The sequence below is a fragment of the Hyphomicrobium album genome (assembly GCF_009708035.1).
Taxonomy (GTDB): Bacteria; Pseudomonadota; Alphaproteobacteria; order Rhizobiales; family Hyphomicrobiaceae; genus Hyphomicrobium_A; species Hyphomicrobium_A album.
In genome coordinates this window covers 1,048,976-1,074,137 of sequence record NZ_WMBQ01000002.1, presented here as the reverse complement: position 1 = coordinate 1,074,137, position 25,162 = coordinate 1,048,976, and the positions used below count along the sequence as shown (strand labels likewise).

At 65.3% G+C, this 25,162-nt stretch carries 28 protein-coding genes; 13 read left to right on the top strand and 15 right to left on the bottom strand.

What is annotated here, in order from left to right:
- Window positions 1–21 precede the first annotated feature (21 nt).
- Window positions 22–315 (bottom strand): hypothetical protein, encoded by a 294-nt coding sequence (locus GIW81_RS17345; protein ID WP_154740568.1) that lies wholly within the window; start codon window positions 313–315, stop codon window positions 22–24.
- A 197-nt stretch (window positions 316–512) separates the two neighbouring features.
- Between GIW81_RS17345 and GIW81_RS17340 the strand changes: the two genes are divergently transcribed.
- Window positions 513–1,691: a tlde1 domain-containing protein gene (locus GIW81_RS17340; RefSeq protein ID WP_154740567.1), complete on the top strand. Its 1,179-nt coding sequence runs from the start codon at window positions 513–515 to the stop codon at window positions 1,689–1,691.
- Window positions 1,692–1,769: 78 nt separating this feature from the next.
- Here GIW81_RS17340 and GIW81_RS17335 read toward each other — a convergent pair whose 3' ends face one another.
- The gene (locus tag GIW81_RS17335) at window positions 1,770–2,282 is read right to left on the bottom strand and encodes a hypothetical protein (RefSeq protein WP_154740566.1); all 513 of its coding nucleotides are present in this window, start codon (window positions 2,280–2,282) and stop codon (window positions 1,770–1,772) included.
- Window positions 2,283–2,517: 235 nt separating this feature from the next.
- Between GIW81_RS17335 and GIW81_RS17330 the strand changes: the two genes are divergently transcribed.
- The 7 genes from GIW81_RS17330 to GIW81_RS17300 all read left to right on the top strand — a co-directional run bounded on the left by GIW81_RS17330 (window position 2,518) and on the right by GIW81_RS17300 (window position 8,765).
- The gene (locus GIW81_RS17330) at window positions 2,518–2,817 is read left to right on the top strand and encodes a hypothetical protein (RefSeq protein WP_154740565.1); all 300 of its coding nucleotides are present in this window, start codon (window positions 2,518–2,520) and stop codon (window positions 2,815–2,817) included.
- 366 nt (window positions 2,818–3,183) lie between these two features.
- A complete protein-coding gene (locus GIW81_RS17325) occupies window positions 3,184–4,389 on the top strand; it encodes an aminotransferase class I/II-fold pyridoxal phosphate-dependent enzyme (protein WP_154740564.1) in 1,206 nt (401 codons plus the stop codon).
- Between the two features lie 216 nt (window positions 4,390–4,605).
- Complete coding sequence (locus GIW81_RS17320) at window positions 4,606–5,295, top strand: outer membrane protein (RefSeq protein ID WP_154740563.1); 690 nt, start codon at window positions 4,606–4,608, stop codon at window positions 5,293–5,295.
- Window positions 5,296–5,480: 185 nt separating this feature from the next.
- Window positions 5,481–5,780 (top strand): hypothetical protein, encoded by a 300-nt coding sequence (locus GIW81_RS17315; RefSeq protein WP_154740562.1) that lies wholly within the window; start codon window positions 5,481–5,483, stop codon window positions 5,778–5,780.
- A 180-nt stretch (window positions 5,781–5,960) separates the two neighbouring features.
- Complete coding sequence (locus GIW81_RS17310) at window positions 5,961–7,709, top strand: PQQ-dependent sugar dehydrogenase (protein WP_154740561.1); 1,749 nt, start codon at window positions 5,961–5,963, stop codon at window positions 7,707–7,709.
- A 319-nt stretch (window positions 7,710–8,028) separates the two neighbouring features.
- A complete protein-coding gene (locus tag GIW81_RS17305; protein WP_154740560.1) occupies window positions 8,029–8,322 on the top strand; it encodes a hypothetical protein in 294 nt (97 codons plus the stop codon).
- Between the two features lie 188 nt (window positions 8,323–8,510).
- Complete coding sequence (locus GIW81_RS17300; RefSeq protein WP_154740559.1) at window positions 8,511–8,765, top strand: hypothetical protein; 255 nt, start codon at window positions 8,511–8,513, stop codon at window positions 8,763–8,765.
- Here GIW81_RS17300 and GIW81_RS17295 read toward each other — a convergent pair.
- Window positions 8,762–9,904 (bottom strand): hypothetical protein, encoded by a 1,143-nt coding sequence (locus tag GIW81_RS17295; RefSeq protein WP_154740558.1) that lies wholly within the window; start codon window positions 9,902–9,904, stop codon window positions 8,762–8,764. The genes GIW81_RS17300 and GIW81_RS17295 overlap by 4 nt on opposite strands.
- A gap of 145 nt (window positions 9,905–10,049) precedes the next feature.
- Window positions 10,050–10,265 (bottom strand): hypothetical protein, encoded by a 216-nt coding sequence (locus GIW81_RS17290; protein ID WP_229309384.1) that lies wholly within the window; start codon window positions 10,263–10,265, stop codon window positions 10,050–10,052.
- Window positions 10,266–10,430: 165 nt separating this feature from the next.
- On the opposite strand from GIW81_RS17290, the gene GIW81_RS17285 reads away from it, so the two are divergent.
- Together GIW81_RS17285 and GIW81_RS17280 are read left to right on the top strand one after the other, a co-directional pair.
- On the top strand, window positions 10,431–12,059 hold the full coding sequence (locus GIW81_RS17285; protein WP_154740556.1) for a peptide chain release factor 3: 1,629 nt from the start codon (window positions 10,431–10,433) through the stop codon (window positions 12,057–12,059).
- A 76-nt stretch (window positions 12,060–12,135) separates the two neighbouring features.
- Window positions 12,136–12,396 (top strand): hypothetical protein, encoded by a 261-nt coding sequence (locus GIW81_RS17280; protein WP_154740555.1) that lies wholly within the window; start codon window positions 12,136–12,138, stop codon window positions 12,394–12,396.
- A 2-nt stretch (window positions 12,397–12,398) separates the two neighbouring features.
- On the opposite strand, the gene GIW81_RS17275 is transcribed toward GIW81_RS17280, so the two are convergent.
- Both GIW81_RS17275 and GIW81_RS17270 read right to left on the bottom strand, forming a co-directional pair.
- Window positions 12,399–13,238: an LssY C-terminal domain-containing protein gene (locus tag GIW81_RS17275; RefSeq protein WP_324615089.1), complete on the bottom strand. Its 840-nt coding sequence runs from the start codon at window positions 13,236–13,238 to the stop codon at window positions 12,399–12,401.
- 21 nt (window positions 13,239–13,259) lie between these two features.
- Complete coding sequence (locus GIW81_RS17270; RefSeq protein ID WP_154740554.1) at window positions 13,260–13,682, bottom strand: cupin domain-containing protein; 423 nt, start codon at window positions 13,680–13,682, stop codon at window positions 13,260–13,262.
- Between the two features lie 94 nt (window positions 13,683–13,776).
- Here GIW81_RS17270 and GIW81_RS17265 point away from each other — a divergent pair, with 94 nt between their 5' ends.
- Both GIW81_RS17265 and GIW81_RS17260 read left to right on the top strand, forming a co-directional pair.
- A complete protein-coding gene (locus GIW81_RS17265; protein ID WP_154740553.1) occupies window positions 13,777–14,886 on the top strand; it encodes a TQO small subunit DoxD in 1,110 nt (369 codons plus the stop codon).
- A 90-nt stretch (window positions 14,887–14,976) separates the two neighbouring features.
- On the top strand, window positions 14,977–15,765 hold the full coding sequence (locus GIW81_RS17260; RefSeq protein ID WP_195930639.1) for a potassium channel family protein: 789 nt from the start codon (window positions 14,977–14,979) through the stop codon (window positions 15,763–15,765).
- Window positions 15,766–15,832: 67 nt separating this feature from the next.
- Here the strand turns inward: GIW81_RS17260 and GIW81_RS17255 are convergent, their stop codons facing one another.
- Both GIW81_RS17255 and GIW81_RS17250 read right to left on the bottom strand, forming a co-directional pair.
- The gene (locus GIW81_RS17255; RefSeq protein ID WP_154740552.1) at window positions 15,833–16,333 is read right to left on the bottom strand and encodes a pyridoxamine 5'-phosphate oxidase family protein; all 501 of its coding nucleotides are present in this window, start codon (window positions 16,331–16,333) and stop codon (window positions 15,833–15,835) included.
- Window positions 16,334–16,392: 59 nt separating this feature from the next.
- A complete protein-coding gene (locus tag GIW81_RS17250) occupies window positions 16,393–16,887 on the bottom strand; it encodes a cupin domain-containing protein (RefSeq protein WP_210251956.1) in 495 nt (164 codons plus the stop codon).
- Window positions 16,888–17,061: 174 nt separating this feature from the next.
- On the opposite strand from GIW81_RS17250, the gene GIW81_RS17245 reads away from it, so the two are divergent.
- The gene (locus GIW81_RS17245) at window positions 17,062–17,871 is read left to right on the top strand and encodes a DUF72 domain-containing protein (protein WP_154740551.1); all 810 of its coding nucleotides are present in this window, start codon (window positions 17,062–17,064) and stop codon (window positions 17,869–17,871) included.
- Window positions 17,872–18,049: 178 nt separating this feature from the next.
- On the opposite strand, the gene GIW81_RS17240 is transcribed toward GIW81_RS17245, so the two are convergent.
- The 7 genes from GIW81_RS17240 to GIW81_RS17205 form a co-directional block, all read right to left on the bottom strand.
- Entirely contained in the window at window positions 18,050–19,579 is a 1,530-nt protein-coding gene (locus GIW81_RS17240) for a peptidoglycan DD-metalloendopeptidase family protein (RefSeq protein WP_195930637.1), read from the bottom strand.
- Between the two features lie 260 nt (window positions 19,580–19,839).
- Window positions 19,840–20,643: a 5'/3'-nucleotidase SurE gene (surE, locus tag GIW81_RS17235; protein ID WP_154740549.1), complete on the bottom strand. Its 804-nt coding sequence runs from the start codon at window positions 20,641–20,643 to the stop codon at window positions 19,840–19,842.
- The gene (gene serS, locus GIW81_RS19410) at window positions 20,643–22,148 is read right to left on the bottom strand and encodes a serine--tRNA ligase (protein WP_324615088.1); all 1,506 of its coding nucleotides are present in this window, start codon (window positions 22,146–22,148) and stop codon (window positions 20,643–20,645) included. Before serS ends, surE begins: the two co-directional genes overlap by 1 nt.
- A 236-nt stretch (window positions 22,149–22,384) precedes the next feature.
- Window positions 22,385–23,194: a twin-arginine translocase subunit TatC gene (gene tatC, locus GIW81_RS17220; RefSeq protein ID WP_154740548.1), complete on the bottom strand. Its 810-nt coding sequence runs from the start codon at window positions 23,192–23,194 to the stop codon at window positions 22,385–22,387.
- Window positions 23,191–23,607 (bottom strand): Sec-independent protein translocase protein TatB, encoded by a 417-nt coding sequence (gene tatB, locus GIW81_RS17215; protein WP_154740547.1) that lies wholly within the window; start codon window positions 23,605–23,607, stop codon window positions 23,191–23,193. Before tatB ends, tatC begins: the two co-directional genes overlap by 4 nt.
- 68 nt (window positions 23,608–23,675) lie before the next feature.
- Complete coding sequence (tatA, locus tag GIW81_RS17210) at window positions 23,676–23,912, bottom strand: twin-arginine translocase TatA/TatE family subunit (RefSeq protein ID WP_154740546.1); 237 nt, start codon at window positions 23,910–23,912, stop codon at window positions 23,676–23,678.
- A gap of 113 nt (window positions 23,913–24,025) precedes the next feature.
- Entirely contained in the window at window positions 24,026–25,159 is a 1,134-nt protein-coding gene (locus GIW81_RS17205) for an ABC transporter ATP-binding protein (RefSeq protein WP_407658204.1), read from the bottom strand.
- Window positions 25,160–25,162 lie beyond the last annotated feature (3 nt).

Below are 25,162 nucleotides of genomic sequence, written 5' to 3'. Positions count from 1 at the left end.
CCGAGCGGTGTCGGGTCGGCCTCAGGTCGGGAGCACCGAGCGCAGCTGGTCCTCGAACTGCTTCACGGCCGAAAGGGCCCGCGCCCTCATCGCGCCGTCGAGCGGGCCGGCCGGTTCGGGCCGAAAGCCCTCAATCGCCTTCTGAGCGTTGCTCACGATCCGGGTCGCCGCGTTCTGCGGGTTCAACTCGCGCAGGGTCATCGACTGCAGCAGCTGGGTCAGAATGACGCCCGTGGCGAGCACCAGGCCGTTTAGCTCGGCATTCTCACGCGTCAGGCGGTCGATGGCGGCGTGGAGGTCTTTTTCGTCGGACATGGCTGGGCTCCCGTGGGCGGTTGGCTGCCCCGCTATAGCAATCGTTCGGAGGCGCCGCAGCGCCGATTTCTTGCGACACATGGCGCACCGACGCCCCCTGGAGCGCCCGTGGGAGGCAAGTGCCTTTCTCTTGCCCCGACTCTTGGGCTACCAAGTCTACATAGCGGGATGCGTTCGAGGATATGCAGGGCATTCAAATGCCTCGAAATGCGCGCAGGGATGGGCTGCGTCGGGCGGTGCTCGCTTCCGCCATCGGCACCCTGTTGCTTGCCCCCGGCCAGAGCTTCGCCCAACCGGTTGAAGCCACCGACGCCGGGCCATCGGCCGCGGCTGCCCAGATTGCCGACATCTTCTCCAAGGTCGGTGACCAGCTCTATGACGAGTGTATCTTCGAGCTCTCGCCCGAGCAGGTCGACGTTCAGCAGGCACTGATCAGTGCCTACATCGAGCAGGGCGCGAGCAGCGCCGTCGCCCGCCAGCTGGCAGTGAAGCAGATCCAGCCGCCGAAGTTGTCCGCCAAGTGCGAGGAGGTGCGCAGTCAGCCGGCGCCCGCGCCGCTGCCGTGGGAGACCACCCTCTCGGTCGAGAAGAAGCAGCCGAAGGATAAATCGAAGGTTGCCGCGGCGCCGAAGGCTGCGCCGGAATCGGTGCAGGAATCCGCAGCCGAGACGCCGGCGGCGGCGACGGTGCTCGCCGCAATCAAAGACAAGCAGATGCTGCCGCAGTGGGACTGCGCAGCCAACGTCGACTTCGTGACGATCAGCCTCAACGGGTTCAAGCGCAAGTTGACCGGTGGCGAGATCTGCAATCCGTACCAGGACGTCGTGCGCGAGGTGCCGGCCTCGGCGGCGAGCTTCAGGCTCGGCTACACTATACGAACGGGGCGCCTGTTCGTCGTCTCCGACGATCCCAAGGCCGACGGACGGACCATCGCCTGGGCCATCTCCGGCCGCGACGTCTGCCGCAACAATCCCGACCCCGAATGTCTCGCGGCGCGTGCGGTCGGACCTCTGCCTCCGGGCGAGTACACGTTTTCGGCTGAGAAAGAGCGGCGCGTGAGCTGGGGACCGAAGACCAAGCGCAACGTCGCCGGCATCTGGCTGCGCAAACTCGCGAACAAGGAGCGCTACAGCAAAGCGCAGACCAAGGCGATCCTCGCGCGCGGCAACATCGCTATTCATGTTCGACTGAAAGGCGAGATGTCGGAAGCGTGCATCGGCCTCGAGCCGAAGGGCTGGGCCTACGTCGCACAGCTGATCAAGGATGGCCGCGCCACCGGCGTCACCGTCTACGTCGACGAACCGCATCCGCAGGTCGCCGAGGCACCGCCCATTGTCGAGGGCTCGTCGTTCTCGCTCACCTCGCTCTTCAAATAGCTCCGCGCTACCGCATAAGAAAAGGCGCCCGCCGGTCGTCCCGGCGGGCGCTGTCGTTGGTGAGATGCTGCGCGTTGATTACTCGCAAGGCACCGTGAGGGTCATGCCGACCGAGGCGAAGAACTTCTTGCAGTCCGTCGGCTTGGCTGCGGTGGTCGTGGTCGTCTGTTCCACCGGCGCCTTCGCATTGGTGGCGACATCAGCATTGGAAGCCAGCGTCACTGACGAGTTCTCGGTCTCAACCTTGGCGATGGTCTTTTCGGCCTTCTTTTCAACCTTCTTCTCGACGGTCTCAGCCTTCGCGACGTTCACCGGCTCGGCCTTCGCCGACTTCTCCGGCTCGGCCTTGGCGAACTTCGCCTGCTTGGCAACCTTCGCGGCTCGCAGTGACGGCCTATCGACGATGGCGGCCTTGATGGTGCGCTTCTTCTGGTAGGGCTCGGCAGCGTAGTAGTGCCCCGTGTGCGGCAGCGTCGAAGAGCTGCGGACGACCTCCGGAACGTACTCGCAGGAGATGCACGCCTGCGCGCCGGTGGTGGCGAGCGTCGTGGCGGCGAGAAGAGCGGCGGTGGCGAGGATCGTGCGGGTCATTTGAGTATCCATTCGGTTGCTGTTGTCACCCGAATATGCGCGGAAGAAGCCGCCCCCACAGTTCCACCGGGAACATCAATGCCGCCCGGTGCCGCTCTAAACATTAGTCTTTTGAATCAGCTTGTTACGGGGGCGTCGAAAGTGGGCGCGTCGAGCGGTTCATGGAACACGAGGGGCCACAATCCCGTTGTCGACGCGAGGGGTACGATAAAACCCGACCAAGGAGTGCTCGATCATGAGATCTTCCGCCATCGCCCTGGCGACCGCCGTTGCCCTCGGCCTTTCCGCCGGTGTCGCGCTCGCGCAGGAGGCCGGTTTCGGCAACGATCCCAATGCCTCGAAGAACCAAGTCCCGGCCCCGAGCGTGAACAATCCGGCCGACCCGCAGGCGGGCAATCCGGGCTCCGCCGCGCAGGTTCCTACAGCACCCCAGAAGCAGGAGGACTTGTATGACGGTGGGGCCAGTGGTGCCGGCACCGGCGAAGCCGGCGACGATGCGCTGACAAAGCCGCTGACCTCCAACCCGGCGCCTTAACGGTGACGATGTCGCGAGATGCCCGCTTGCCCGGCAAGCGGGCATCTTTGCGCGCCGGGGCGGCCCTTGCGACGCTCCGTAGCCCGATATTTCTCGCCCAAAGGACACGAAGTAGGCCAATATCGGCGCGCGTTCCGGCCGACGCGCTTCGGTTGCGAACACGTGGGAGCAAGGGGTGTAGCTTTGGACGCGCGTGAGACAGATCTTGTTAGGCAGGACTTGCGTCGCCCCAACGACAGCAGAATTGCGCGCCTTCTGACCTTGCTCGGGCTCGCCGCGGCAGGTACCGCACAAGACGCTTCCACGCGGTTGCGGTATTGGCGGGAGAAGCTGACGCCGGTACCCCAGAACCGCAGCGGCGGGGAGATGCGACGCTCGCAGCGGTTCGACGACATGCCCGGCTACACCGGCGTCATGAAACACCGCGCCATCGCCGATCGGTTCGGGTTCAGCGATCCGTTCTACCAGTGCCATTCGCCGAGCCGCACGCCACATATTGTCGTCGAGGGACGCACGCTCCTCAATTTCTCGGCGTACGACTACCTCGGCCTCAACGGTCACGCGGCTGTTTCCGCTGCTGCGAAGGCTGCGATCGACCAGTACGGCACCTCGGTCTCGGCAAGCCGCATCGTCGCCGGCGACATCGAACTGCACCGCGAGCTGGAAGCGGCGCTGGCCGAACACTATCGAACGGAAGCCGCGCTCACCTTCGTCAGCGGCCACGCGACCAACGTGTCGACTCTCGCCGCCCTCACCGAGCCGGGCGACCTCATCCTGCACGACGAGCTCGCCCACAACAGCATCCTCGTCGGCGCCAAGCTGTCGGGCGCCACGGTCGCCGCCTTCCGCCACAACGATCTCAATTCGCTCGAGCGCCTGCTGCAGCGGGAGCGCGACAGCCACAAGAACGTGCTCATTGCCGTCGAGGGCCTCTATTCGATGGACGGCGACATGGCCGACCTGCGCGGCCTCATCGCTCTCAAGCAGCGCTACGGCGCGTGGCTGATGGTCGACGAGGCGCACGGCTTCGGGGTCCTCGGGCGTACGGGCCACGGCATCGCCGAGGCGGCAGGCGTCGATCCGGCCGCGGTCGATATCTGGATGGGCACGCTGAGCAAGGCACTCGCCGCCTGCGGCGGCTACATCTGCGGCAGCCACGCCCTGGTCGAGCTGTTGAAGTTCCGCGCCGCCGGCCAGGTTTATTCGGTCGGCCTGTCGCCGCCCGTCGCCGCCGCGGCCCTCGCCGCCCTCAAGCTCGCACACGCCGAGCCCGAGCGCGTCCAGCGCCTGCAGGCCAACGGGCGGATGTTTCTGAGCGAGGCGCGACGCCTCGGCCTTGATACGGCGACCTGCCAGGGCTACGCCATCTGCCCGGTTATGGTCGGCGACATCGTCAGCGCCGGGCGCATCACCGACCGGATGCTGAAGCGCGGCATCTACGTTCTGCCGATCATCTATCCGGCGGTACCGATAAAGGCGGCGCGGCTGCGCTTTTTCCTCACGAGCGAGCACACGCCCGAGCAAATCTCGACGGCGCTGAGCATCACCGCCGAAGAACTCGCGGCGCTCTAGTCGCGCCCAGCGACCCTGTCGTCCCGCTTAAGCCGATAGAACAAGGCGATGTCGGGCCCGCGCCGAAAGTTATTCATCTGCTGTTTAAAAACTAGGCGCCCGTGTGCACAACCGCGGGTCCGCAACAATGGAACTCCCTGCCGGCATGTTAGCTCGTTTCCTCGTTGCGTAGCCCGCGTATGGGGGAAGGAATAACGAGCGAGGGAGTACGTAGCTTTGAGACAGATTTATCTTGCGGCCGCATCGCTGGCCGCTGCCGCGGTGGCCAGCATGACGCCGGCCCGGGCACAGGTGACCAACCCGTGGAACGGCTTCTACGTCGGCGTCAACGGCGGCTATGCTTGGCAGGACGCTGGTGGCACATTCGACAACCTGGACACCAACACGCGCCTCAATGGCTTCGACCTCAACGGCGCCGTCGTGGGCGGCCAGGTCGGCTACAATTGGCAGAGTTCGCAACTGCTGATCGGCGTCGAATTCGATGCCATGACGCTCGCCGACGGCGGCGAGAACATCAACTCGCCGAGTGTGCCGAACGCGTCGGTCCTGGGCGCCGATATGAACTACCTCGCCAGCGTCCGCGCCCGCCTCGGTTGGGCGATCAACAACTGGCTGCTGTTCGGCTCGGTCGGCTGGGGCTTCTCGGAGTTCGAGTTCACCCAGAATGTGCCGGCCACTGGATTCGCCCACAAGATCCGTCTCGATGACTCCGGCCTCGCCTACGGCGGCGGCGTCGAGTGGATGATGACCTACGGCGTGTCGTTGCGCGCGGAATACCTGCGCTACGATATCGGCGCCAGCTCGCCGCTGCCCGTCGGCAATCCGAGCGTCGATCTCGGCGATCGCATCGCCTTCGACAACGTCGACGTGGCGCGCGCGGCACTCAACATCAAGCTCAGCCACTGACCGAGCGACGTTCACTCGGATCGTCCCGGCGCGCTGGAGCGGCTAGTCCGTTCCGCGCGTCGGCGGCGTTCCGGAGACCGCGACAAACAAGGGTGCAATTGCCGCGAATTCGCCCGCACCGCGCAAGGCTTCCGCAAGCGGGCAGGCCTACTCGAAAGGCTCCACGTAACCAAGGAGTGGAGCCGATGAGAAAAATTCTCGCACTTGCGACGGCGAGTGCCGTCGCTCTTGCCGCTTTCGGCACGACCGCCTCGGCCGAGACGGCTGACGAGCGCGTGCAGAAGGCGCCGACCAAGACGATGGGCGACCAAGGCAAGCTGCCGGCCACTGACCAAATGAGCACGAGCGTACCCGACATGGGCACCGCGGAGCCGGCGCCGGAAGGTGGCGGGCCTGCCGGTTCCAAGGGACCGACCATGCGGATGGGCAATGACGGCAAGCTCCCTGCGACGAACAATATGAGCGGTCAACTTCCGGCTCGATAGTTGCGCGGAACGAGCCATTTTCAGCGGTGCGGTCGAGATACCTCGGCGGCATCGCTGTATGCCCACTGCAACGCCTCACACGCCACCTGTAAGACGCACTCCTCGCCGCACCCTCTCGTATGTCGCCTCGGGCGCCCATATAGGGAGGAGGCTCGATACACGCCATTGCGAGGAAACGAAATGGCTCCCCGACCCCTTCATTCGCGCGTACTGCTCTGCGGCGCGCTCGCCGCCTCCATGTCCGTGCTTGTCACTGCACCGGCCCTCAGCGCCGAGGCAAGCTGTCCGCAAACCGACACCGGCATCGTTCTGCCCAAGGGGTTTTGCGCCAGCGTCTTTGCCGACAAGATCGGCCACGCCCGGCAGATAGCGGTCGCCCCCAATGGCACGGTGTTCGTCAACACCTGGAGCGGCGTCTACTACAACAACGACACGCCGCCCGACGGTGGCTTTCTCGTCGCCTTGAAGGACATGGACGGCGACGGCCGCGCCGAGCACGTCGAACGCTTCGGACAGACGTTCGCCGACGGTGGCAAGGGCGGCACCGGCGTCTATCTCTACAAGGACTGGGTCTACGCCGAGCTCAACGACAAGATCGTTCGCTACGCGCTGAAGGACGACGAGATCACGCCGACGGGCAACGCCGAGGTCGTGCTCTCCGGGATGCCGATCACCGGCGACCACCCGATGCATCCGTTCATCATCGACACCGACGGCAATCTCTTCGTCTCGATGGGCTCGGCGACGAACGCGTGCGAATTGAAGAACCGCATGCCGCAGTCGAAGGGACACGATCCCTGCACCGAGCTCGAGGCGCGCGCCGGAATCTGGCGCTACGACGCCAACAAGCTCGGCCAGGTGTTCTCACCCAAGGAACGCTACGCGTCCGGCAACCGCAACCCGGAAGGCTTCGACTTCGACGAGGCCGGCCGCATCTTCGTCACCCAGCACGGCCGCGATCAATTGCACGAGAACTGGCCGAAGCTCTACACGGCCGAGCAAGGCTTCAACCTTCCGGCCGAGGAGGTGACGGTCCTCAAGGAGGGCGCAGCCTACGGCTGGCCCAAGTGCTACTACGACGACCAGCAGAAAAAGCTCGTGCTCGGGCCCGAGTACGGCGGCGACGGCGGCAAGGCGGTCGGGGACTGCGACAAGGCGGAGCCGCCGGTTGCAGCGTTCCCCGCGCACTGGGCGCCGAACGACCTCAAGATCTACAAGAGCGAGGACTTTCCGGCCGGCTATCGCGGCGGCGCCTTCATCGCCTTCCACGGCTCGTGGAACCGCGCCCCGGGTCCGCAGGGTGGCTATAACGTCGTCTTCCAGCCGCTGAAGGACGGCAAGCCGTCGGGCGACTGGATCGTCTTCGCCGATGGCTTTGCCGGCGTGCACAAGGACCCGGGGCGCGCCGCGCATCGTCCCTCCGGGCTCGCGGTCGGGCCCTATGGCGCGCTCTACGTGAGCGACGACAAGGCCGGGCGCATCTGGCGCATCACTTACGAGGGCGATCCCGACGCCAAGGGCATCGAGGCGGCCCCCGCGCCGAAGCAGAGCGCAGCAGCGTCACCTGGTGCTCTGCCGCCGGAAGGTGTCCACCCCGACGCCGGCAACGCGCCGAAGCTGCCGGTGCCCGAGGGCGCCACGCAGGCCCAGGTCGATCTCGGCGCCAAGGTGTTCGCGGGCGAGGTGGGCGGCGCGACGTGTGCGGGCTGCCATGGCACCGGCGGCATCGGCACGCCGGTCGGTCCCGACCTGACGACCGGCAAGTGGTTGTGGGGCGACGGCAGCCTCAAGTCGATCACCGACACGATCGCCAACGGCGTGCCGGAGCCCAAGCAGCATCCGGGTGCCATGCCGCCGATGGGCGGCGTCGAGCTGTCGAAGGACGATGCTGCCGCCGTCTCCGCCTACGTCTGGGCGCTCGGCCACTAGTGTGATGATCGAGAAGTCCGCTACATCATGCTCGGCTGGGTAGTGAGGCGGCTTCTCGATCTGAATCACACTGGAGAGCATTAACTTGGCTAGTGTCCTTCAGATCGCGAAATTCGTTCTGCCGCCTTGCCGCACACTGAGACGAATTTCGCTATCAGGACACTAGGCATCGGCGAAGTAGTTCGCAGGCTGCGCCCGAGGCCGTCGCTTGCCGAAAGTTCCACGCTCCTTGCCACTGTGCCGGCTTGCTCGGCGCAGCGGGCGGCAAGCATGCTGCGCGCGACTTCCTCGCGCCATCTAGCCGGAGCCAGCCATCAGCATGTTGAGATCAGCCGTCGTCCTTGCCGTTGCCATGGGTCTCGCCGCGCCGGCGGCAGTGGCGGCAGGCTACAAGTGCGCCAAGAAGGAGACGAACGTCGCGCTCAACGACCATGACCTCGGCATCACCGAGCGCGAGTCGAGCATCAAGGAGATGAAGGCGGAGATTGCCGAGAGCGGCGGCTCGACCGACGACCAGACGAAGGTGCTGAAGTCGATCGAGGACAAGCTCGCCAAGATGAAGGAGTCCCGCGAGCGCCTCGTCAAGGAATGCAGCGGCGAGGCAGCGCCCTAGCCCTGCGATCGCCCCGCGGGCCGCACGCGACGGCGAATGCGCATTTTCCAAGCGCTTGCAAAACTTACCTTCTTCTCTTCATCCCCAGTTGGCTCGGTTGCCGCCTTGGCGTTGCCCGGACGAATCACCCGATAACAGCGCCAGGCTGCTGTAAGGGGGTGCGCGTCGCGGCCGGACCGAGGTCCGACATGCTGGGGTTCCTGACCATCTTCGCCGCGGCGCTAGCTGGGTTTGGCGGGTTGGGTGCCTGGGCGATTGCCGCCGCCGCGATTGCGCTCGCGTCATTCTCCTACTCGGAGCACCAGCAGCTCTATCGCCGCGGCCAGGAGCTTGGGCTCACGGAAGCGCTGCGTGCCACCGTCGTGCGCAGCTTCCTCAACGCGCTCATGGCTACTGGCGGCGCGTATGGTGCCGGCATGCTGCTGCGCCTGCTTCACGGCTAAGGCAGCCAACTCGTATCGTAGGTGCCATTCTTCGCGCTTTCTACGCGCGCGAGCCCACCTCGTGCCATTGAGCGCAGACGTCGAAATTGGCGTGGCCTGAGCCACCTCCGCGACGACAATTCCCGGACCAAGCCGCTGTACGAGGCCTCTGCGTCGGAGAGATGCGCCCTCTCTAGCCCGTTAAAGTTAGACATTCTTGCGCAGTAGCCTGCCAGGTATTGCGTGTCCGCCTTCTCGAGCCGCTCCCATAGACCGAGCGGCTCGCACTTCGTCAAGAGGGGCAATGCCTCTTCGGACTCCGTCAATAGCCAGTACGCGTTTCGTGGTGTGGTCCCGACGATCATCTCAGCCGTGTAACGCTTGAGACGCGCGAGCTGGAAGCTCCGCTCACGCGGATCGTCAATTGTCGTCGCAAGGTTGAGTGCGTTGCCATAGACGTCCCTGCTCGCAAGCCGAAGCTTGCGCATCTGGTGCGCTTCGAGCTCTCGGATCGTCAGATCTCGTTCGTGACCCGGAACTGCGAGGGCTGCCTTGAAATGATTGAGTGCGTCTGAAGGCGCCTTAGTGTCATTGCCTGCCCGTTGCAAAGCAGTGATAGCGCCGCGAATGCTGAGCGCACTAAACAACTGCCTGTTTAGTGACGCGACCGTTGCTTGCGCAGTGCTCAATCGGCGATTGATACGGCCGATTGCCCTCTCGAGCTGCCAGTCCGAACTCGCAGCGACACCAACCGCGTACGCGGGCTTGTCCCAGTTGCGCTCGCGCAGGACGACGCGAAGGTCGTCGTCGATGAACAGCGGGTCCTTGAACTGCTGACCCGGCGCCGGACGCTGAATCAGCTCGATGAGGTCGGCCGTTCCGTTCGCCAATCGCGCGTCGTTCTCGCGCAGATATTCGGCGAGCCGCTTGTGCAAGATGTGCTCGCGGTAGCGCCACCAGCGCCAGAAGCCGAACGACACACCGATCAAGCCGACGATGGACTGGCCGTACTCGCGCACGAATTGCGCAACCGATCCGGCGATGCCCTGCGCCTGCGTCCCAAAGCGGCCGATCACCTCGACCAGCCAGGGCCCGACCATCTCATTTTCGGATAGCCAATTGGTCAGCTCGCAAAGGAACTCCTGCGATCCGCACTCCATCCCCGTCCCCCGACGAAAACGCATACAAGAACGCTGGAACTATGCGTCCCTGGCGGGGGCGTGTACAGGCAGCCGCAGTGCGTTGCAGCGAGGGTCGCCGCCCGCATCGAGCGGGAGTCGCCGATAGGCAAGCAACAGGGGCGGATCAAGCCTTCTCGGGGCCTTCGACCTCGGTGAAATGGGTGACCTTGTTGCTGTCGCAGACATAGACCCACTTGTGGTCGAACAGCTCGCCGTCCCGAATGTGCCCGAACACGGCGCCCTTGGCCCCGCGCCAGAAGAGCGTCGGCGGATGGCGCTCGGCGTTCACCTTCTCCCAGTCAGGCTCTGTGAACTCGTTGATTTGCTTCCATTGAATCACGGCTTGTCTCCTGGCCCGGACGTCTTGTGGCAGCATTCGCGACAAAAGCGAAGGGGCCGTTCGGCGGCAAGCATCGACGGCCCGGGTGAAGGGTGCTAAGGGCACCGCTCGCAATCATCCCGGCGCGCCCGGCGCGCGCTCCCAACCCCAGGCGCCACAACGAGAATGCCCAACGACGCAGCTCCAACCGTGTCCGCGCCCGCCCCGGGCGGTGCGGCGGGTAAGCTCGCCGCCGAGATCAAGCGGCGGCGCACGTTCGCCATCATCTCGCATCCCGACGCCGGCAAGACCACGCTGACCGAGAAGCTGCTTTTGTTCGGCGGCGCCATTCAGCTCGCCGGGCAAGTGAAGGCGAAGAAGGACGGGCGCAACACGCGTTCGGACTGGATGGCCATCGAGAAAGCGCGCGGCATTTCCGTCGTCACCTCGGTGATGACGTTCGAGTACGAGGGCGCCGTCTTCAACCTGCTCGACACGCCGGGCCACGAAGACTTCTCCGACCACACGTACCGCACGCTGACGGCCGTCGACTCGGCGATCATGGTGATCGACGCCGCCAAGGGCATCGAGGCGCGCACGCGCAAGCTCTTCGAGGTGTGCCGGCTGCGCGATATCCCGATCATCACATTCATCAACAAGCTCGACCGCGAGTCGCGCGAGCCGCTGGAGCTCCTCGACGAAATCGAGAAGGTCCTAGCGCTCGACACCGCGCCCATGGTCTGGCCCATCGGTATGGGCCGCACGTTCCGCGGCACTTACGACCTGCAGACGCCGCGCATCCGCCGTGTCGACGAGGCGCACGAGGGTCTGCCCGTGTCGGGGCCGGACGACCCGATGTTCGAGACGCTGCTCGAGCCGGACGATCTTGCCAAGTGGCGCGAGGACATCGATCTGGTGCGCGATCTCTGCGGCGCGTTCGACCTGAAGGCCTTTCGCGATGGCACGCTGTCGCCGGTCTATTTCGGCAGCGCGCTGCGCAATTTCGGCGTGCGCGATCTGCTCGATGCGCTGATCTCCTATGCACCGCCACCGCTGAGCCGCAAGGCTGCGACGCGCACCATCGAGGCGACCGAGCCGGCGATGACCGGCATCATCTTCAAGATCCAGGCGAACATGGACCCCAACCACCGCGACCGCATGGCGTTCATGCGGCTGTGCTCGGGGCGGCTGACGCGCGGGATGAAGGTGAAGCACGTGCGCACCGACAAGATCATGGCGCTGACGGCGCCGCAGTTCTTCTTCGCGCAGGATCGCTCGCTGGCCGAAGAGGCTTACGCGGGCGACGTGGTCGGCATTCCCAATCGCGGCACGCTTCGGATCGGCGATGCGCTGACCGAAGGCGAGGACGTGCAATTCCTCGGCATCCCTTCGTTCGCGCCGGAAATCCTGCGCCGCATCCGGCTCGGCGACGCCATCAAGGCGAAGAAGCTGAAAGATGCGCTGAAGGAGATGGCCGAGGAAGGCGTGGTGCAGCTGTTCTCGCCCATCGATGGCATGCAGCCCATCGTCGGCGTCATCGGCGCGCTGCAGTTGGACGTTCTGGGTGACCGGCTAACGCACGAGTATGGGTTGTCGACCGGCTTCGAGCCGGCACCGTGCGAGGTGATGCGCTGGATCGAGGCGGACGACAAGACGAAGCTCACCCGTTTCATCGAGGCGAACCGCTCGTCGATCGCGGCCGATGCCGACGGCGATTGCGTCTACATGGCGCCGTCAGTGTTCAGCCTCAATTGGGTCGCCGAGCGCAATCCCGACATCACTTTCAAGGACGTGAAGGCGGTCACCCAGGGCTAGGGCCGCCGCGCGGCACTTTCGGGTTGCATTGCCACTCTTGTTCTTGTAATGTTCCTGCGTTCGATTGGGGACGTGCATGGACGTCGAATCCGAAATCCGCGACTTGAAGCGCCGCGTCGGCGAGTTGGAAGGCACCTACGGCTTTCTGACCGGACAGCTCCGCGATGTGCATCGCGCTGTGTTGGGCTTTCAGGAACAAGCCAATGAAAGGTTCGACACGGCCGAGAGCGAGCTGCAGCGCTTCAAGACAAGCACCGAGCGACAGCTCGACGCGCTGCCTCGTGCCTTGGCTGAGATTGTGCGCGCCGAGTTCGAGCGGCGCGACCGCCAAGGCTGATCCTATCCCGTCGGCAGCGCGGCGCCCTTGCCCAGCGGCGCCACGGCCACGTCCCCGTCGGTGATGTAATGGTTGACGTGATGCCCCGCGACACGGTCGCCCGCCTCTACCGAGACGACGTCACCGATGGCGTCGGCATCGCGCAGTTCGCCCATGATGTAGTTGCGCTCGGCGTTGGTATCGGAATCCGTGGCGTGCGTGATCTGGAACGTCAGGCTGGTCAGCCCGAAACCGGTGTCGCGCGTGCCGGCGCCGACCCAAGGAACGCTTGCACCGGGAGGCGGCACGTCGGTGTTGAGCCAGAAGCTTGCACTGTCGACATCGGCCACGTCGTGCATGCTGCGTCCCCAGAAGCGCACGTGATGACGCTTCCGCGGACTGTCGCCGATCGCTTTCTGAAAACCGATGTCCTGCCCCCGCCCGAACAGGAACAGCGTCGAGAACGGCGCCGTGGGATACGGCCGGTTGAACAAGAACGACTTCGCCATGCGCCACGAGCTTCTGAGGTTCAGCTTGTCGGCTTCCACCCACCCGATCGAGGCGAAGGCGGCGCGCAGCTCATCCAGCGTGCCAACGAGGACGAGATTGACCGGATCGGCCGGCAGCCCGTCGGCGGCGAGCGTAAAGCTGGGAACGCGACGGCGCTGCAAAACCTTGAGCCCCATGCGCACCGCGTACGGCAGGATCACGTAGGCGCCGATCGCGTATGTCGCGAGCAGCGCGAAATAGATGGGCAGCTCCGCATCGGCGAAGTCGAAGACGACGAAAACGATCAGCCAGATGCTGATCGCGCCGATGGCGAAGATGGCGATGCGCTGCAGTGTACGGATCAGCAGTCTCACGTCGCTCCCCCCCGCACCCGCTCAGTAGCCGCCGCTTTGCTGGATGAAGCTTTCGGGCGTGCCGTCCTTCGGATCGACGAAGATCACGTCCTTCGGATCGCGCCGCGGTGTATCGATCGACAAGAACACCAGCGGCTCCTCCAGAATGTCGGGTAGCGCGTGCACGGTGCCGCGCTCGAAATGCAAAAGCTCGCCCGGCCCGAACTCGGCCTTGGTCGAGGCCTCGCCCATCCAGAAGGTGCCGCGTCCGGAGAAAACGTACAGATATTCATCGCATTGCGCGTGGTAGTGGGGCGGCGTCGGCCTATAGACGCGGAACACCCGCGCGCTTGCCGACGGGCGGTCGGTCAGATAGCGGTCGACCAGCAGGGTCGTCGCGTGCTCGGGCAGCGAGGCGGCGATCTCGGCGATGTCGAAGCTGCCCATGCTGCGCCGGTCGTTCATCGCGTCGCCCTACCCATAATCGTCTCGTCGTTGTAATCCGGTCTTATCCTATCCGGCGCAAGGTTGCACCGGCATTGGCAGAGGGAGCGGTTGCATGGCGCACGCAGAGCAGGCGACGCGGGACAGCGCGTTCACGGCGGCGGATTTCTCGCTCGCTGCCCTCATCCTTCTCGGCACGCGCTTCGTGCAGGGCTTCATCTTCTGGGGTGGTGCCAGCCGCCGGCTGATCTACGACTATCACGACGTCGCCGGCGTCGATCACGCGGTGAAGCTCGACTTCGACATCCCCGGCTACGTGGCGGCGAAATTGACCCACGCGGTACCTGGCGCGCTGTGGGTGCAGACGCCGATCGAGTGGACGCTCAGCCACCACGACCTGATCGTAACCTCGGTGTGGCTGTGGACGCTTGCCGAGCTCGCGGTGGGACTGGGCCTGATGTTCGGTCTCGTCACGCGCCTCGCCGCTTTCGTCAGCATCGGGCTCAACGTCGCGCTGATGCTGATCTTCGGCTGGATGGGCTCGACCTGCCTCGACGAATGGACGATGGCCGTATCGGGCGTCGCCATGAGTTCGGCGGTATTTCTCGCCGGCAGCGGCGCCTACGCGCTCGACAATCGCTTCTTCGTGCAGACGCACGCCGGCGATCGGCGGCCCTGGGTGCCTTGGATCACCAGCGGCCCGCTCCCCGCCCAGGACGTTCGCAAGCTGGCGGTATGGCTCAGCGTCGGCTGCATCGCCTTCACCGTGCTGAGCTATCACATTCTCTTCGGCGCGGTCGTCTCGCCGCTGCACTCGCGCACCAACTTCCACCGCCACCACATCGCCCTGTCGGCGCCGATGGTCGCGGCCGACGGCAGCGTAACCTTCGATGCGTACGTCAATGCGGGTCCCGACACGGGCGCGGCCTACATCGTCGCCGCCTCGCTGCTCGACGGCTCGGGCCAGACGCTGGCGAAGTGGGACGGCGCGGCGCTCGCAGCCCTCGGCCCCACGGCGATCGAGAACAAGTATTCCTACGCCTGGGCGTCGCAGTTCCGCCCCGAGCGCATCGGCTTCAGCGGCCAGACGGGCGCGCGCGCCAAGATCACGCTACCGCCGACGACGCTTCAGCCGGCCGACGGGCCGACCCGCATCCTCGTGCTCGAAGCCATAGACGACAGTGTCTGGCGCTCGGTCGCCGGCGGAGGTCAACCGTTGCCCTAGCGGCGCGTCTGGCGGCACGTGGACCGGTCTTGGAACGAAGAGCGTGATAAGTCCGTTGTTCGGCTTGCCGCAATATCGCCAGGCAAGTCCATGCTGAAGCCAAACCCGAAGCCCACCGGCATCGTCGAGACGCTGCGCTATTTCTATGAATCAGATGCGCGCACTGCCCAGCGCTTCCGCTACGCACTTGTGGCCTTCGACATCGTCACGATCCTGTTCATCGTCGCGACGTCGTTCATGCCGAATAACCCCGTGCTCGAACGGCTCGACATCGCCTTCGGCATCGTGATCCTCGCCGACTTCCTGGCGCGATTGGCAATCAGCCGCAACCGCTTGCGCGAGCTGGTACACCCAGCCTCGCTCGCCGATATGGCAGCCATCGTCTCGTTTCTCGCTCCCGTGGCCGGGGAAGCGGCGGGCTTCCTGCGAATCCTACGCACGGTCCGTCTCCTACACACCTACGAGCTGCTCGCCAGGCTACGACAGGACAGCCGCTGGTTCCGCCGCAACGAGGAGGTCATCCTCGCCACCGTCAATCTCGCCGTGTTCCTGTTCATCATGAGCGGCATCGTTTACGCGAGCCAATACGGGCGAAACCCCGGCATCAACAACTACGTCGATGCGCTCTACTTCACGGTCACCGCGCTGACCACGACGGGCTTCGGCGACATCACGCTCCAAGGCACGTTCGGCCGCTTCATCTCGATCGTCATCATGATCCTCGGCGTGACGTTGTTCTTGATGCTGGTGCGCGTGCTGGTGGCACCGCACAAGGTACGCTTCCGTTGCCCCACCTGCGCGCTCATGCGCCACGACTCCGATGCCGTGCATTGCAAGGCCTGCGGCACGACCCTGCAGATCCCCGACGAAGGAAGTTGAGCAATCTCTCGCCAACACCGCAGCCCCATCGCGGCCCTGACTTGAATACCGCTGGCGAGCGGCGCTGCTACTTCACCAGGCGCACCTTCGCGTGCTGCTTGGGATCGTCTTCCACGTCCGCCTTGCGCCCCTGCATGAGCGCCTTGCCAGCCTCGAACAGAAAGCCGATGCCTTCCGTCCCGCTGCGATCCCAATACTCACCTTCCTCAGGTTCGAAGTGGACGAGGCAGATGGACGGGTCGTCCTTGCCTTTGGGGAACCACAGACGCCAGGGCTCCGACCAAAGCCTGTGGATGAGGTCGCGATCGCGCACGATCGTCGCCTTGCCATACATGACCGCATCCTCAGAGTGGCTCTGAAAGGCGATGGCGACCCGTGGATCGTTTTCGATCTCGCCGACTTTCGGCGAGTCGATGCTCGTGGCGAAGTAGGCGTTGAGGCCAGCCTCAAGCTGCGCCACCGCCATGGGACGCGCGTGCGCGCGGCCGTCGGGACGGCGTGTGATCACCATCGCCGTCCCGAAATGCTTCACCAGATCATATAGGTGCTTCTGGGTGTCGACGGGCATGTGAGCACTCCCTGGGGTTCCCAGGCGAAAATGCGCGCCCCGCCAGATCGTTCCTGGGCCTAGCCCTCGCGGTTGGGGGTGCCGAGGATATGGGACTTCGGCGGCAGCATCACGCTGTCGAAGTCCTGGGTAAACATGGCCGCGGCGAAGAAGGCGACCGCACGCAGCGGCTCCTTGCCGGTATTGGCGAGGTCGTGGCGCACGTTGGTCGGCAGCACGAAGACGCTGCCCGGACCGACGGGATATTTGCCATCTTCCATCAACAGCTCGCCGGTGCCCGAGACGATGTACTGCGTCTCCTCGGTCGCGTCCGTGTGCCAGCCGAGGTGGCCGCCCGGCGCGATCTCGTAGACGATGGTCGACGACTGCGAAGCGTGATTGCCGCCGCAGCTCGCGAACGATGCGCGCCAATCGATTGTCTTGTCGTCGACGCTGCCAACCTTGATGCGCGCCATCGTGTTGGAATCGACGACTGGACTTTCCGTCCGGGACGCCTTGCTCGCGCCGCGCTTGATGCTCGTAGCCTTCGCCGGCGAACTCGTGTGCGGAATCATGGTGATCTCCCTTGCTCGTCCTCGCTGGCAAATGCATCGGCCCATGCCGGTTGTAGTCGGGTTGCGCGCGGAACCCGCATTCGCTTCGAAATGCTTCTATCGGCTTGTTACGGGCGCCTTGACCTGCGGCAGCGGGGTTGCCACCGTCGCCCAGCGCAAGGAGACGAGGTTCGTATGGCAAAGCGGGGAAGCATCCGGGCCGGCATGGGCGGCTGGACGTTCGAGCCCTGGCGCGGCACGTTCTATCCCGACAAGCTGGCGCACGCGAAGGAGCTCAGCTACGCGGCCCAGCACGTGCCGACCATCGAGGTGAACGGCACGTTCTACCGCACGCAGACACCGGCGACGTTCGCCAAGTGGGCGAGCGAAACGCCCGACGGCTTCGTGTTCTCGCTCAAGGGGCCGCGCTACGCCGTGAACCGCCGCGTGCTCGCCGAGGCCGGCGACTCGATCAACCGCTTCATCGATTCAGGCCCGCTGGAATTGGGCGCCAAGCTCGGGCCCATCCTCTGGCAGTTCGCGGCGACCAAGAAGTTCGACGCCGCCGATTTTGGCGCGTTTCTCGAGCTGCTGCCGCACCAAGTCGGCAATGCTGCCGTGCGCCACGTCGTCGAGGTGCGCCACGCCAGCTTCTGCGTGCCCGAGTTCATCGCGCTCGCCCGCGATCACGGCGTGCCGATCGTCTACGCCGAGCACGAGACCTACCCGGAAATCGCCGACGTCACCGGCGATTTCATCTACGCGCGGCTGCAGAAGGGCAAGGACGAAGTGACGACCGGCTACGCTCCAAAGGCGCTCGATACTTGGGCAGCGCGCTTTAACACGTGGGCTGAGGGCGGCGTGCCGCAAGACCTGCCGCTCGTCGACACGAAGGCGAAGCCCGCGAAAAAACCGCGCGACGCGTTCGTCTACTTCATCCACGAGGGCAAGGTGCGCGCGCCGCACGCGGCGATGGCGCTGATGCAGCGCGTCGACAAGAGCTGAGTGATGCGAGCGTTGCAAAGAGCCAAGTCGCGCGTTGCACAAATGACTCTTCTATCGTCCGCGCGACTCTGATCTAAACGTCGTTACCGGTCCAGCCGGTCAGACGGCCGCAAGCGCCGCAAACGGTGTCAGACCTTCGCGGTCTGACACCATTCTCTTTTCCAGCACCCAAATTGAATTAGAGCGGCTCGAGGAACGGCACGGGGTCGACCGGTTTCGATCCCTGGCGCAGCTCGAAGTGCACCTGCGGCTGATCGACGGAGCCGGTACGGCCTGCCGTGGCGATCACCTGTCCGCGCTGCACCTTGTCGCCGCGCTTCACGTTGAGCTGGTCGTTGTGCGCGTAGGCAGTGACCCACCCGTTGTCGTGGCGCAGAAGGATCAGGTTGCCGTAGCCCTTCAGCTCCGAGCCGGCGTAGGCGACGGTGCCGGACTCGGCGGCGTGCACCGACGTGCCCTGCGGCACCGACAGATTGATGCCGTCGTTGTGGGTGCCGTCGGAGCGTTGGCCGAAGCCGGTGATGATTCGTCCGCTCGCCGGCCAGCGCAGCTTATCGCTACCCGACGATTGGCGGGGCGGCGGCGCAACCGCACCTGTCGCCACGTTATTGGCGCTGCGCGTCGTTACTTGTGTGTAGGGTGCCGGAGCTCCGCTACCCGAGCCATTGATGATGGTCGGCTGGTGCGTCGAGGGGATATCGCTCTGATACGACGGCGATCCGGGGCCCTGCTGTGCAGGCGGCGCCACGGCGACTTGCTGCAGCGGCTGCTGCGCTGAGCCGTTGCCGCCACCGGGCACGCGCAGCACGGCGCCGGCCTTGACGCCGCGCGAGTCGGTGATGCCGTTGGCCTGCTGCAGCTCGGTGACGGGCACGCCGTACGTGCGGGAAATCCCATAGATGGAATCTCCGGGGCGAACCGTGTAGCTGCTGTTGTACTTGCCGTTGAGATCGCCCGAGGGCGGCAGCGGCGGCGGCTGGATGCTCGCCGTCTGCACCGGCGGCGGCGACGGCGAACGGCTCGCGGCAACGCCCTGCGGCAGGTACAGCCGCTGGCCGAGCTTCAGGTTGGGGCTCGACATGTTGTTGAGCTGCATCAGCTCGGCAACCGCCACATTGTGGCGGCGCGCGATGCCGTAGAGCGTATCGCCCGACTGCACCTCGACCGTATCGCCCGGGTTGGCGAGCGACGGCGTCGGCTGAGGATCGTAGCGGTTGGTCGAGGCGGTCGACGCCGGGGGCACCGTGCCGTAGCGGCCGCCCGAGGTGTACGAGTTCGACGGCTGCGCGTCGTAGCGGCCGTTGCTGCCGCTGCCCGCGTTCGCGTTCGACGGCGGCGCTTGGTTGTCGTAGCGACCGTTGTTGGCGGCGTAGTTCGTGCCGGTGCGGCCCCCGGAATAGCCGGAATAGCCCGACGACGGCGTCGCGTCCGGGAGCGCCTGCGTGCTCACGCTGCTTTCGCGGTTGGTACGCGGGTTGTTGTAGCCGCTACCGCCGCTGCCATAGCCGTCGTTACCCAAATAGCTTGGGTTGCCGCGCCCGGATGCGGATGCGGTCTGCTGCGGCTTGGGATCGTCGTTGAGGCTGAAGCTCGGGAAATCGAAGCCCGAGATCGAGGCGCTGCAGCCACCTGCCAGGGTGGCGAGAAGGATGGCGCCGGCGCGGCCCGCTTGTTGGGCGATCGACGCACCGCGGTTCTTGAAACGCATAAAACGCATCATGATACGCACCTTTACTGCCAACCTTCCATTAATCCTTAAGGGGTTAACGGACCCTTAAAGGTGGCAGCAGGGCTGATGAAAACGCATTGGAAGAACCCGCTGGGCGAACGTCGGAGACGCACAATGCGTCCCGCCGACAGCGAGCAATTTATGCAGCCATTGTGCATTGTTGAGGACGTTGCGGCGTCGGCATCGCGGCGCCGCGATGGCGAATGGCTGAACGCTGGCTGAACGAACAGCGCGTCTGCTCAGAGACTGTCGCCGCCGGCGGTGCGCTTGCGCGCGGCAACCGGCTTGAACACCTGCTCCAGCGCTCGGCACGTCGGCTCGTGCGTGAGATTGAGGCACAGCGGCGTCACCGATATGCGGCGTTGGTCAATGGCCGCGAGGTCGGTACCGGCCACCATCGTCGACGGCGGGCGCTCGAAGTTGAACCAGAAGTACGGCATGCCCCAGGGATCGGAGCGCTGGTCGATGCGCAGCGAGGCCTGGTCGCGCCGGCCCTGCCGCGTCACCTCGATGCCGGTCACGGCATCCGGCGGACACGGCGGGTAGTTGACGTTGAGCACAATGTCCTTCGGCCAGCCGGCCTCCATGACGCGCGCCAGCAACCCGGGCCCGTGCGTCAGCGGGGTCTCCCAGTGGATCTTCCCTTCCTCCAGCGAGCCGCCGACCTGGCTCATGGCGACCGAGCGGATGCCGAGCATCGTGCCTTCGATGGCCGCGGCGATGGTGCCGGAGTAGGTGACGTCCTCGGCGAGGTTGGAGCCGTGGTTGATGCCGGACAGCACCAGATCCGGCGGGTGATCCAGCAGGAAGTGGCGCACGGCCATGATCACGCAGTCGGTCGGCGTGCCGCGCAGGACGAACGTGCGCTCGTCCGTCTGGCGCACGCGCAGCGGCTCGTGCAGCGTCATCGAGTGCGAAGCGCCCGACTGGTTCTTCTCCGGCGCCACGACCCACACGTCGGAGGAAACCTCCTCGGCGATGCGGCGGAGGACGTCCATGCCCTCGGCGCCGATGCCGTCGTCGTTGGTGACGAGAATGCGCATCACGCGGCTTTCTCGATCTTGGCGAGGCCGCCCATGTAGGGCCGCAGCACCTCGGGGACGACCACCGAGCCGTCCGCCTGCTGGTAGTTCTCGAGCACGGCGACGAGCGTGCGCCCGACCGCGAGGCCCGAGCCGTTGAGCGTATGCACGAAGCGCGTTTCCTTGGCGCCCTTCGGCTTGTAGCGCGCGTTCATGCGCCGCGCCTGGAAGTCGCCGCACACCGAGCACGAGGAGATTTCGCGATAGGTGTTCTCTCCCGGCAGCCACACCTCGATGTCGTAGGTCTTCTGCGAGGCAAAGCCCATGTCGCCGGTGCACAGCAGCAGCGTGCGGAACGGCAGGCCGAGGCGCTTCAGCACTTCCTCGGCGCACGCTGTCATGCGCTCGTGCTCGGCGAGGCTTTCCTCCGGCGTGGTGATGGAGACCAGCTCGACCTTGGTGAATTGGTGCTGGCGGATCATGCCGCGCGTGTCCTTGCCGGCGGCGCCCGCCTCCGACCGGAAGCACGGCGTCTGCGCGGTGAGGCGCATCGGCAGCTTTGCCTCGTCGAGGATTTCCTCGCGCACGAAGTTGGTCAGCGACACCTCGGCCGTCGGGATCAAGCCGAAGCGACTTGCAGAAATGCGGGTTGCGCCAGGGCTTGTCTCTTCGTAGTCCGTCGTCGCCCAATGGTTCGCCATCATAAATGCGCTCGCAGCATTTTTTGCGAACTTATCGACGAGGGCATCAACCTCCGCGCGGGAGAAGCTCCTATCGCCGCGGCCGAGCGTTTGTCGAACAGTGTCAGCGACCAGTTTCATTGTCCGATCTTCAAAATCCGACGGTCTAGGATCGGTGAAGAAAAGGTCATCCTCGAACTTCGGCAACTGCGCCGTGCCATAAAATGCATTGTCGCGCACCAGCAGCGGCACGACGTTCTCGGTGTAGCCGAACTCGGTCGTGTGCAGATCGAGCATGAAGGCGCCGATGGCGCGCTCGAGCCGCGCCAGCGCGCCCTTCAAGACGACAAAGCGCGCGCCGGAAATCTTCGCCGCCGTGGCGAAATCCATGAGGCCCAAGCGCTCGCCGATTTCGAAGTGCTGCAGCGGCTTGTTGATGCCGGCGAGCTTCGGCGGCTCGCCGACCTTGCGCACCTCGACGTTGTCCTTCTCGTCCTTTCCGAGCGGCACGTCGTCGAGTGGCAGGTTCGGAATGACTGACAGCGCATCGCGCAGCTTGGCGTCGAGGTCGCGCTCGGCCGCTTCGCCCTGGGCGAGCTGATCCTTCAGCGCCGCAACCTCGGCCATCAGCGCGTTGGCTTTGGCCTCGTCCTTCGCAGCCTTGGCGGCGCCGATCTCCTTGGAGGCGGCGTTGCGGCGCGCCTGCGCCTCCTGCAGCTTGGTGACGTGCGCACGCCGCGCCTCGTCGAGCGCGATCAGCTCGGCCGACTGCGGCGGCAGCCCGCGCGCCGCCAGCTTGGCGTCGAACTTCTCGGGATTATCCCTGATCCACTTGATGTCGAACACGTCGGCCTCTGATCTCGTGCTGTAGAACCGTCATGGCCGCGTCATAGCGGAGCTATGCTTCGCATAGACGGCCGGCCATCCACGCAAGTCTCCGCAAGCCGCTTCGCCGGAAGTTATGCACTTTCACCAAAAGCGCTTGTTGAAGCTGGCGTGGGTCCCCGCCTACGCGGGGATGACATTCGGTTGTGGCAGTTGGCGCACGTATAGTCGCGGCGCGGGGGATGGTCCAGACGCGATCAAGCCGCGGTGGATGACGCCTGTTTGGCGGCCTGCTGACGCGCCGCCCGTTCGACCGCCCAAATCGACAGCTCGTAGAGGGCAATCGTCGGCAGCATCATGGCCAGCATGCTGAACGGGTCGGGCGGCGACAGCACCGCGGCCACCGCCGTGATGCCCAGAATCGCATAGCGGCGCCCCTTCTTCAGGGTGTCGGCGGTGACGATCCCGGCGCGCGCCAAAAGCGTGAGCACAACCGGCAGCTGGAAACAGATGCCGAAGCCGATGATCAGGTTCATGATCAGGGCGAGGTATTCCGAGACGCGTGCCTGCAGGTGGATCTCCACCGGGCCGCCCGTCTGCTGCATCGACAGGAAGAAGCGCATCGCCATCGGCATGACGAGGAAATAGACGAGCAGCGCCCCGAGCAGGAACAGCACCGGCGTCGCCACGAGGTAGGGCACGAACGCCTTGCGCTCGTTCTTGTAGAGGCCGGGCGCCACGAACTTGTAGAGCTGCGCGGCGATGATCGGGAACGAGATGCAGAAGGCGCCGAACAGCGCGAGCTTCATCTGCGTGAACAGGAACTCCTGCGGCGCCGTGTAGATCATCTCGATCGGATCGGTGCCGCCGTGCGCCCACTGATAGGGCAGCACGAGAATGTTGTAGATCTGCTTGGCGAAAACGAAGCAGAGGACGAAGGCGAGCCCCAGCGCGATCAGCGAATAGATGAGACGCTGGCGAAGCTCGACGAGATGATCGAGGAGCGGCGCCTTGGAGGCATCAATGTCCTCCTGGCCCGCACGCCCTGTTGGCACGACATCGGTCATGCGGCACCCCGATCCGGCTCTTTGTCCGGCGCGGCAACGGCCGGCGCCGGCAGAGGTGCGTCGGTTTCGGCCGGCTTGTCGGGCGATGGCGACGTCACCGGCATGGAGGTCCCGAACCGCGGCGGATCGGCTTTCACCGCCGCTGCCTCGATCTGGCTGTCCACGGCGCGCGCGCCCTCATCCATGGTGGCGCGCACCTCGCGCTTCACGTTCTCGAACTCCTTCTTCAGGTGATCGAGCTCGGCTTCCCGCATCGCCTCGTCGAACTGCTGGCGGAACTCGGCAGCCTGGCGGCGGATGACGCCCAGATACTTGCCGACCGTGCGCAACAGGATCGGCAGGTCCTTGGGACCGACGACAATGAGCGCCACGATAGCGAGGATCAGAAGCTTGCTGGAGGTGATGTCAAACATGCGTCGTTCCGGTGGCGCCGCGCTCAAGGCAATCGAGCGCTACGGCATCACGTGCGCCGCGCCGCCGCTCAGCCCGTCTTGGTGGTGTCGCGCTCGGCCGATTTGACGGGGCGCTGATCGATGATGCGGGGATCGGGTGCCCGCGCTTCCGGACGCTCGTCCTCGTCGTCCTCGGTCAGCCCCTTCTTGAAGCTTTTGATGCCCTTCGCCATGTCGCCCATGATGGACGAGATGCGCCCGCTGCCGCCGAAGACGAGAAGCGCGACAAGCGCGAGGATGAGCAAATGCCAGCCGCTCAGGCCCATCGTCGTTCGCTCCTGTGCTGAATGACCAGATTAAGTAGTGGTATCGCAGAAAGCATATGGGCCTGCAAGACCGCCAAACCTAGACCACATAGCGCTAACTCATTACGAAAGCTTCACTTCTGGCTTTCGGTAGGGAACACCAGCGCACTCGCCGGGTCGATTTGTGCACGCACCTCATCGCCGCGCGCCCAGCCGTCGCTCTCCCGGGCCCGCACCTTCAGCGGCTTGTCGAAGCCTTCCACGCCAACCTCGAGGCGGGCGACGTCGCCGAGGAATTTCACGTCGAGGATGCGGCCCGCTAGCCCCGTGCCGTTACGCGACAGTTCAACCCCGCGCTCGCGGATACAGACCGTTGCCCGATCACCGGCCTTAAGTGCCGGCGCCGGCAATGCCCCGATCGGCGTGTCAATGCTCTCGCTCCCGACACGGTAGCCGATTTCGTTGATCTCGGAGAACAGCCGCGCGACGAACAGGTCGGCGGGCTTGTGGTAGAGGTCCTCGGCGCCGCCCGCCTGCACCAGCCGCCCGGCGCGCATCACCGCGATGCGATCGCCCATGCGCATTGCTTCTTCCGGATGGTGCGTGACGATGACCGACGTCGCACGCGTCTCGCGCAGAAGGCCCAGCGTCTCGTCCTGCATCGCCTCGCGCAGCTGCACGTCGAGCCCGGAGAACGGCTCGTCCATCAGCATCACCGCCGGGCGCGGAACGATGGCGCGGGCGAGCGCGACGCGCTGCTGCTGGCCGCCCGAAAGGATGTGCGGGTATTCGTCGGCGAGGTGCGCGAGGCCGACGCGCTTCAAGGCCGCGAGCGCCTCGCGCCGCGCCTCGGCCTTGGGCAGCGCCTTCAATCCGAACGCGACGTTGCCGAGGATAGTGAGGTGCGGGAACAGCGCAAAGTCCTGGAACATCAGGCCGACGCCGCGCTCCTCCGGCGCCACGAACCGCTGCGGTCCGGCAACCTCTTGCTCATTGATCAACACGCGCCCGGCGCTCGGCTTCTCGATGCCGGCGGCGATGCGCAAGAGTGTCGACTTCCCGCAGCCCGACGGCCCGAGCAGGCAGACGATCTCGCCCGGCGCGATGTCGAGGTCGACGCCGGCTAGCGCCTGCGTCGAGTCGTAGTCGCGAGTGAGGTTCTCGAAGGTGAGCCGAGCCGCAAACGTCGCAGCGGCGCGCCCCTTGGCGTCGCCGTTCACTGCGCCACGCTGCGATACTGGTGTGATCTCGGAGGACAACGCGGGCACTCG

Coding starts and splice junctions, on each gene's coding strand:
- GIW81_RS17315 (WP_154740562.1), top strand. CDS start 5,481: ATGAGAAAAATTCTCGCACTTGCGACGGCGAGTGCCGTCGCTCTTGCC.
- GIW81_RS17295 (WP_154740558.1), bottom strand. CDS start 9,904: ATGGAGTGCGGATCGCAGGAGTTCCTTTGCGAGCTGACCAATTGGCTA.
- tatC (WP_154740548.1), bottom strand. CDS start 23,194: ATGACCGATGTCGTGCCAACAGGGCGTGCGGGCCAGGAGGACATTGAT.
- GIW81_RS17330 (WP_154740565.1), top strand. CDS start 2,518: ATGAGATCTTCCGCCATCGCCCTGGCGACCGCCGTTGCCCTCGGCCTT.
- GIW81_RS17250 (WP_210251956.1), bottom strand. CDS start 16,887: ATGATTCCGCACACGAGTTCGCCGGCGAAGGCTACGAGCATCAAGCGC.
- GIW81_RS17285 (WP_154740556.1), top strand. CDS start 10,431: ATGCCCAACGACGCAGCTCCAACCGTGTCCGCGCCCGCCCCGGGCGGT.
- tatB (WP_154740547.1), bottom strand. CDS start 23,607: ATGTTTGACATCACCTCCAGCAAGCTTCTGATCCTCGCTATCGTGGCG.
- GIW81_RS17240 (WP_195930637.1), bottom strand. CDS start 19,579: ATGCGTTTCAAGAACCGCGGTGCGTCGATCGCCCAACAAGCGGGCCGC.
- GIW81_RS17245 (WP_154740551.1), top strand. CDS start 17,062: ATGGCAAAGCGGGGAAGCATCCGGGCCGGCATGGGCGGCTGGACGTTC.
- GIW81_RS17300 (WP_154740559.1), top strand. CDS start 8,511: ATGCTGGGGTTCCTGACCATCTTCGCCGCGGCGCTAGCTGGGTTTGGC.
- GIW81_RS17260 (WP_195930639.1), top strand. CDS start 14,977: ATGCTGAAGCCAAACCCGAAGCCCACCGGCATCGTCGAGACGCTGCGC.
- GIW81_RS17255 (WP_154740552.1), bottom strand. CDS start 16,333: ATGCCCGTCGACACCCAGAAGCACCTATATGATCTGGTGAAGCATTTC.
- GIW81_RS17335 (WP_154740566.1), bottom strand. CDS start 2,282: ATGACCCGCACGATCCTCGCCACCGCCGCTCTTCTCGCCGCCACGACG.
- GIW81_RS17345 (WP_154740568.1), bottom strand. CDS start 315: ATGTCCGACGAAAAAGACCTCCACGCCGCCATCGACCGCCTGACGCGT.
- GIW81_RS17265 (WP_154740553.1), top strand. CDS start 13,777: ATGGCGCACGCAGAGCAGGCGACGCGGGACAGCGCGTTCACGGCGGCG.
- GIW81_RS17280 (WP_154740555.1), top strand. CDS start 12,136: ATGGACGTCGAATCCGAAATCCGCGACTTGAAGCGCCGCGTCGGCGAG.
- GIW81_RS17305 (WP_154740560.1), top strand. CDS start 8,029: ATGTTGAGATCAGCCGTCGTCCTTGCCGTTGCCATGGGTCTCGCCGCG.
- GIW81_RS17340 (WP_154740567.1), top strand. CDS start 513: ATGCCTCGAAATGCGCGCAGGGATGGGCTGCGTCGGGCGGTGCTCGCT.
- GIW81_RS17325 (WP_154740564.1), top strand. CDS start 3,184: ATGCGACGCTCGCAGCGGTTCGACGACATGCCCGGCTACACCGGCGTC.
- surE (WP_154740549.1), bottom strand. CDS start 20,643: ATGCGCATTCTCGTCACCAACGACGACGGCATCGGCGCCGAGGGCATG.
- tatA (WP_154740546.1), bottom strand. CDS start 23,912: ATGGGCCTGAGCGGCTGGCATTTGCTCATCCTCGCGCTTGTCGCGCTT.
- GIW81_RS17310 (WP_154740561.1), top strand. CDS start 5,961: ATGGCTCCCCGACCCCTTCATTCGCGCGTACTGCTCTGCGGCGCGCTC.
- GIW81_RS17270 (WP_154740554.1), bottom strand. CDS start 13,682: ATGAACGACCGGCGCAGCATGGGCAGCTTCGACATCGCCGAGATCGCC.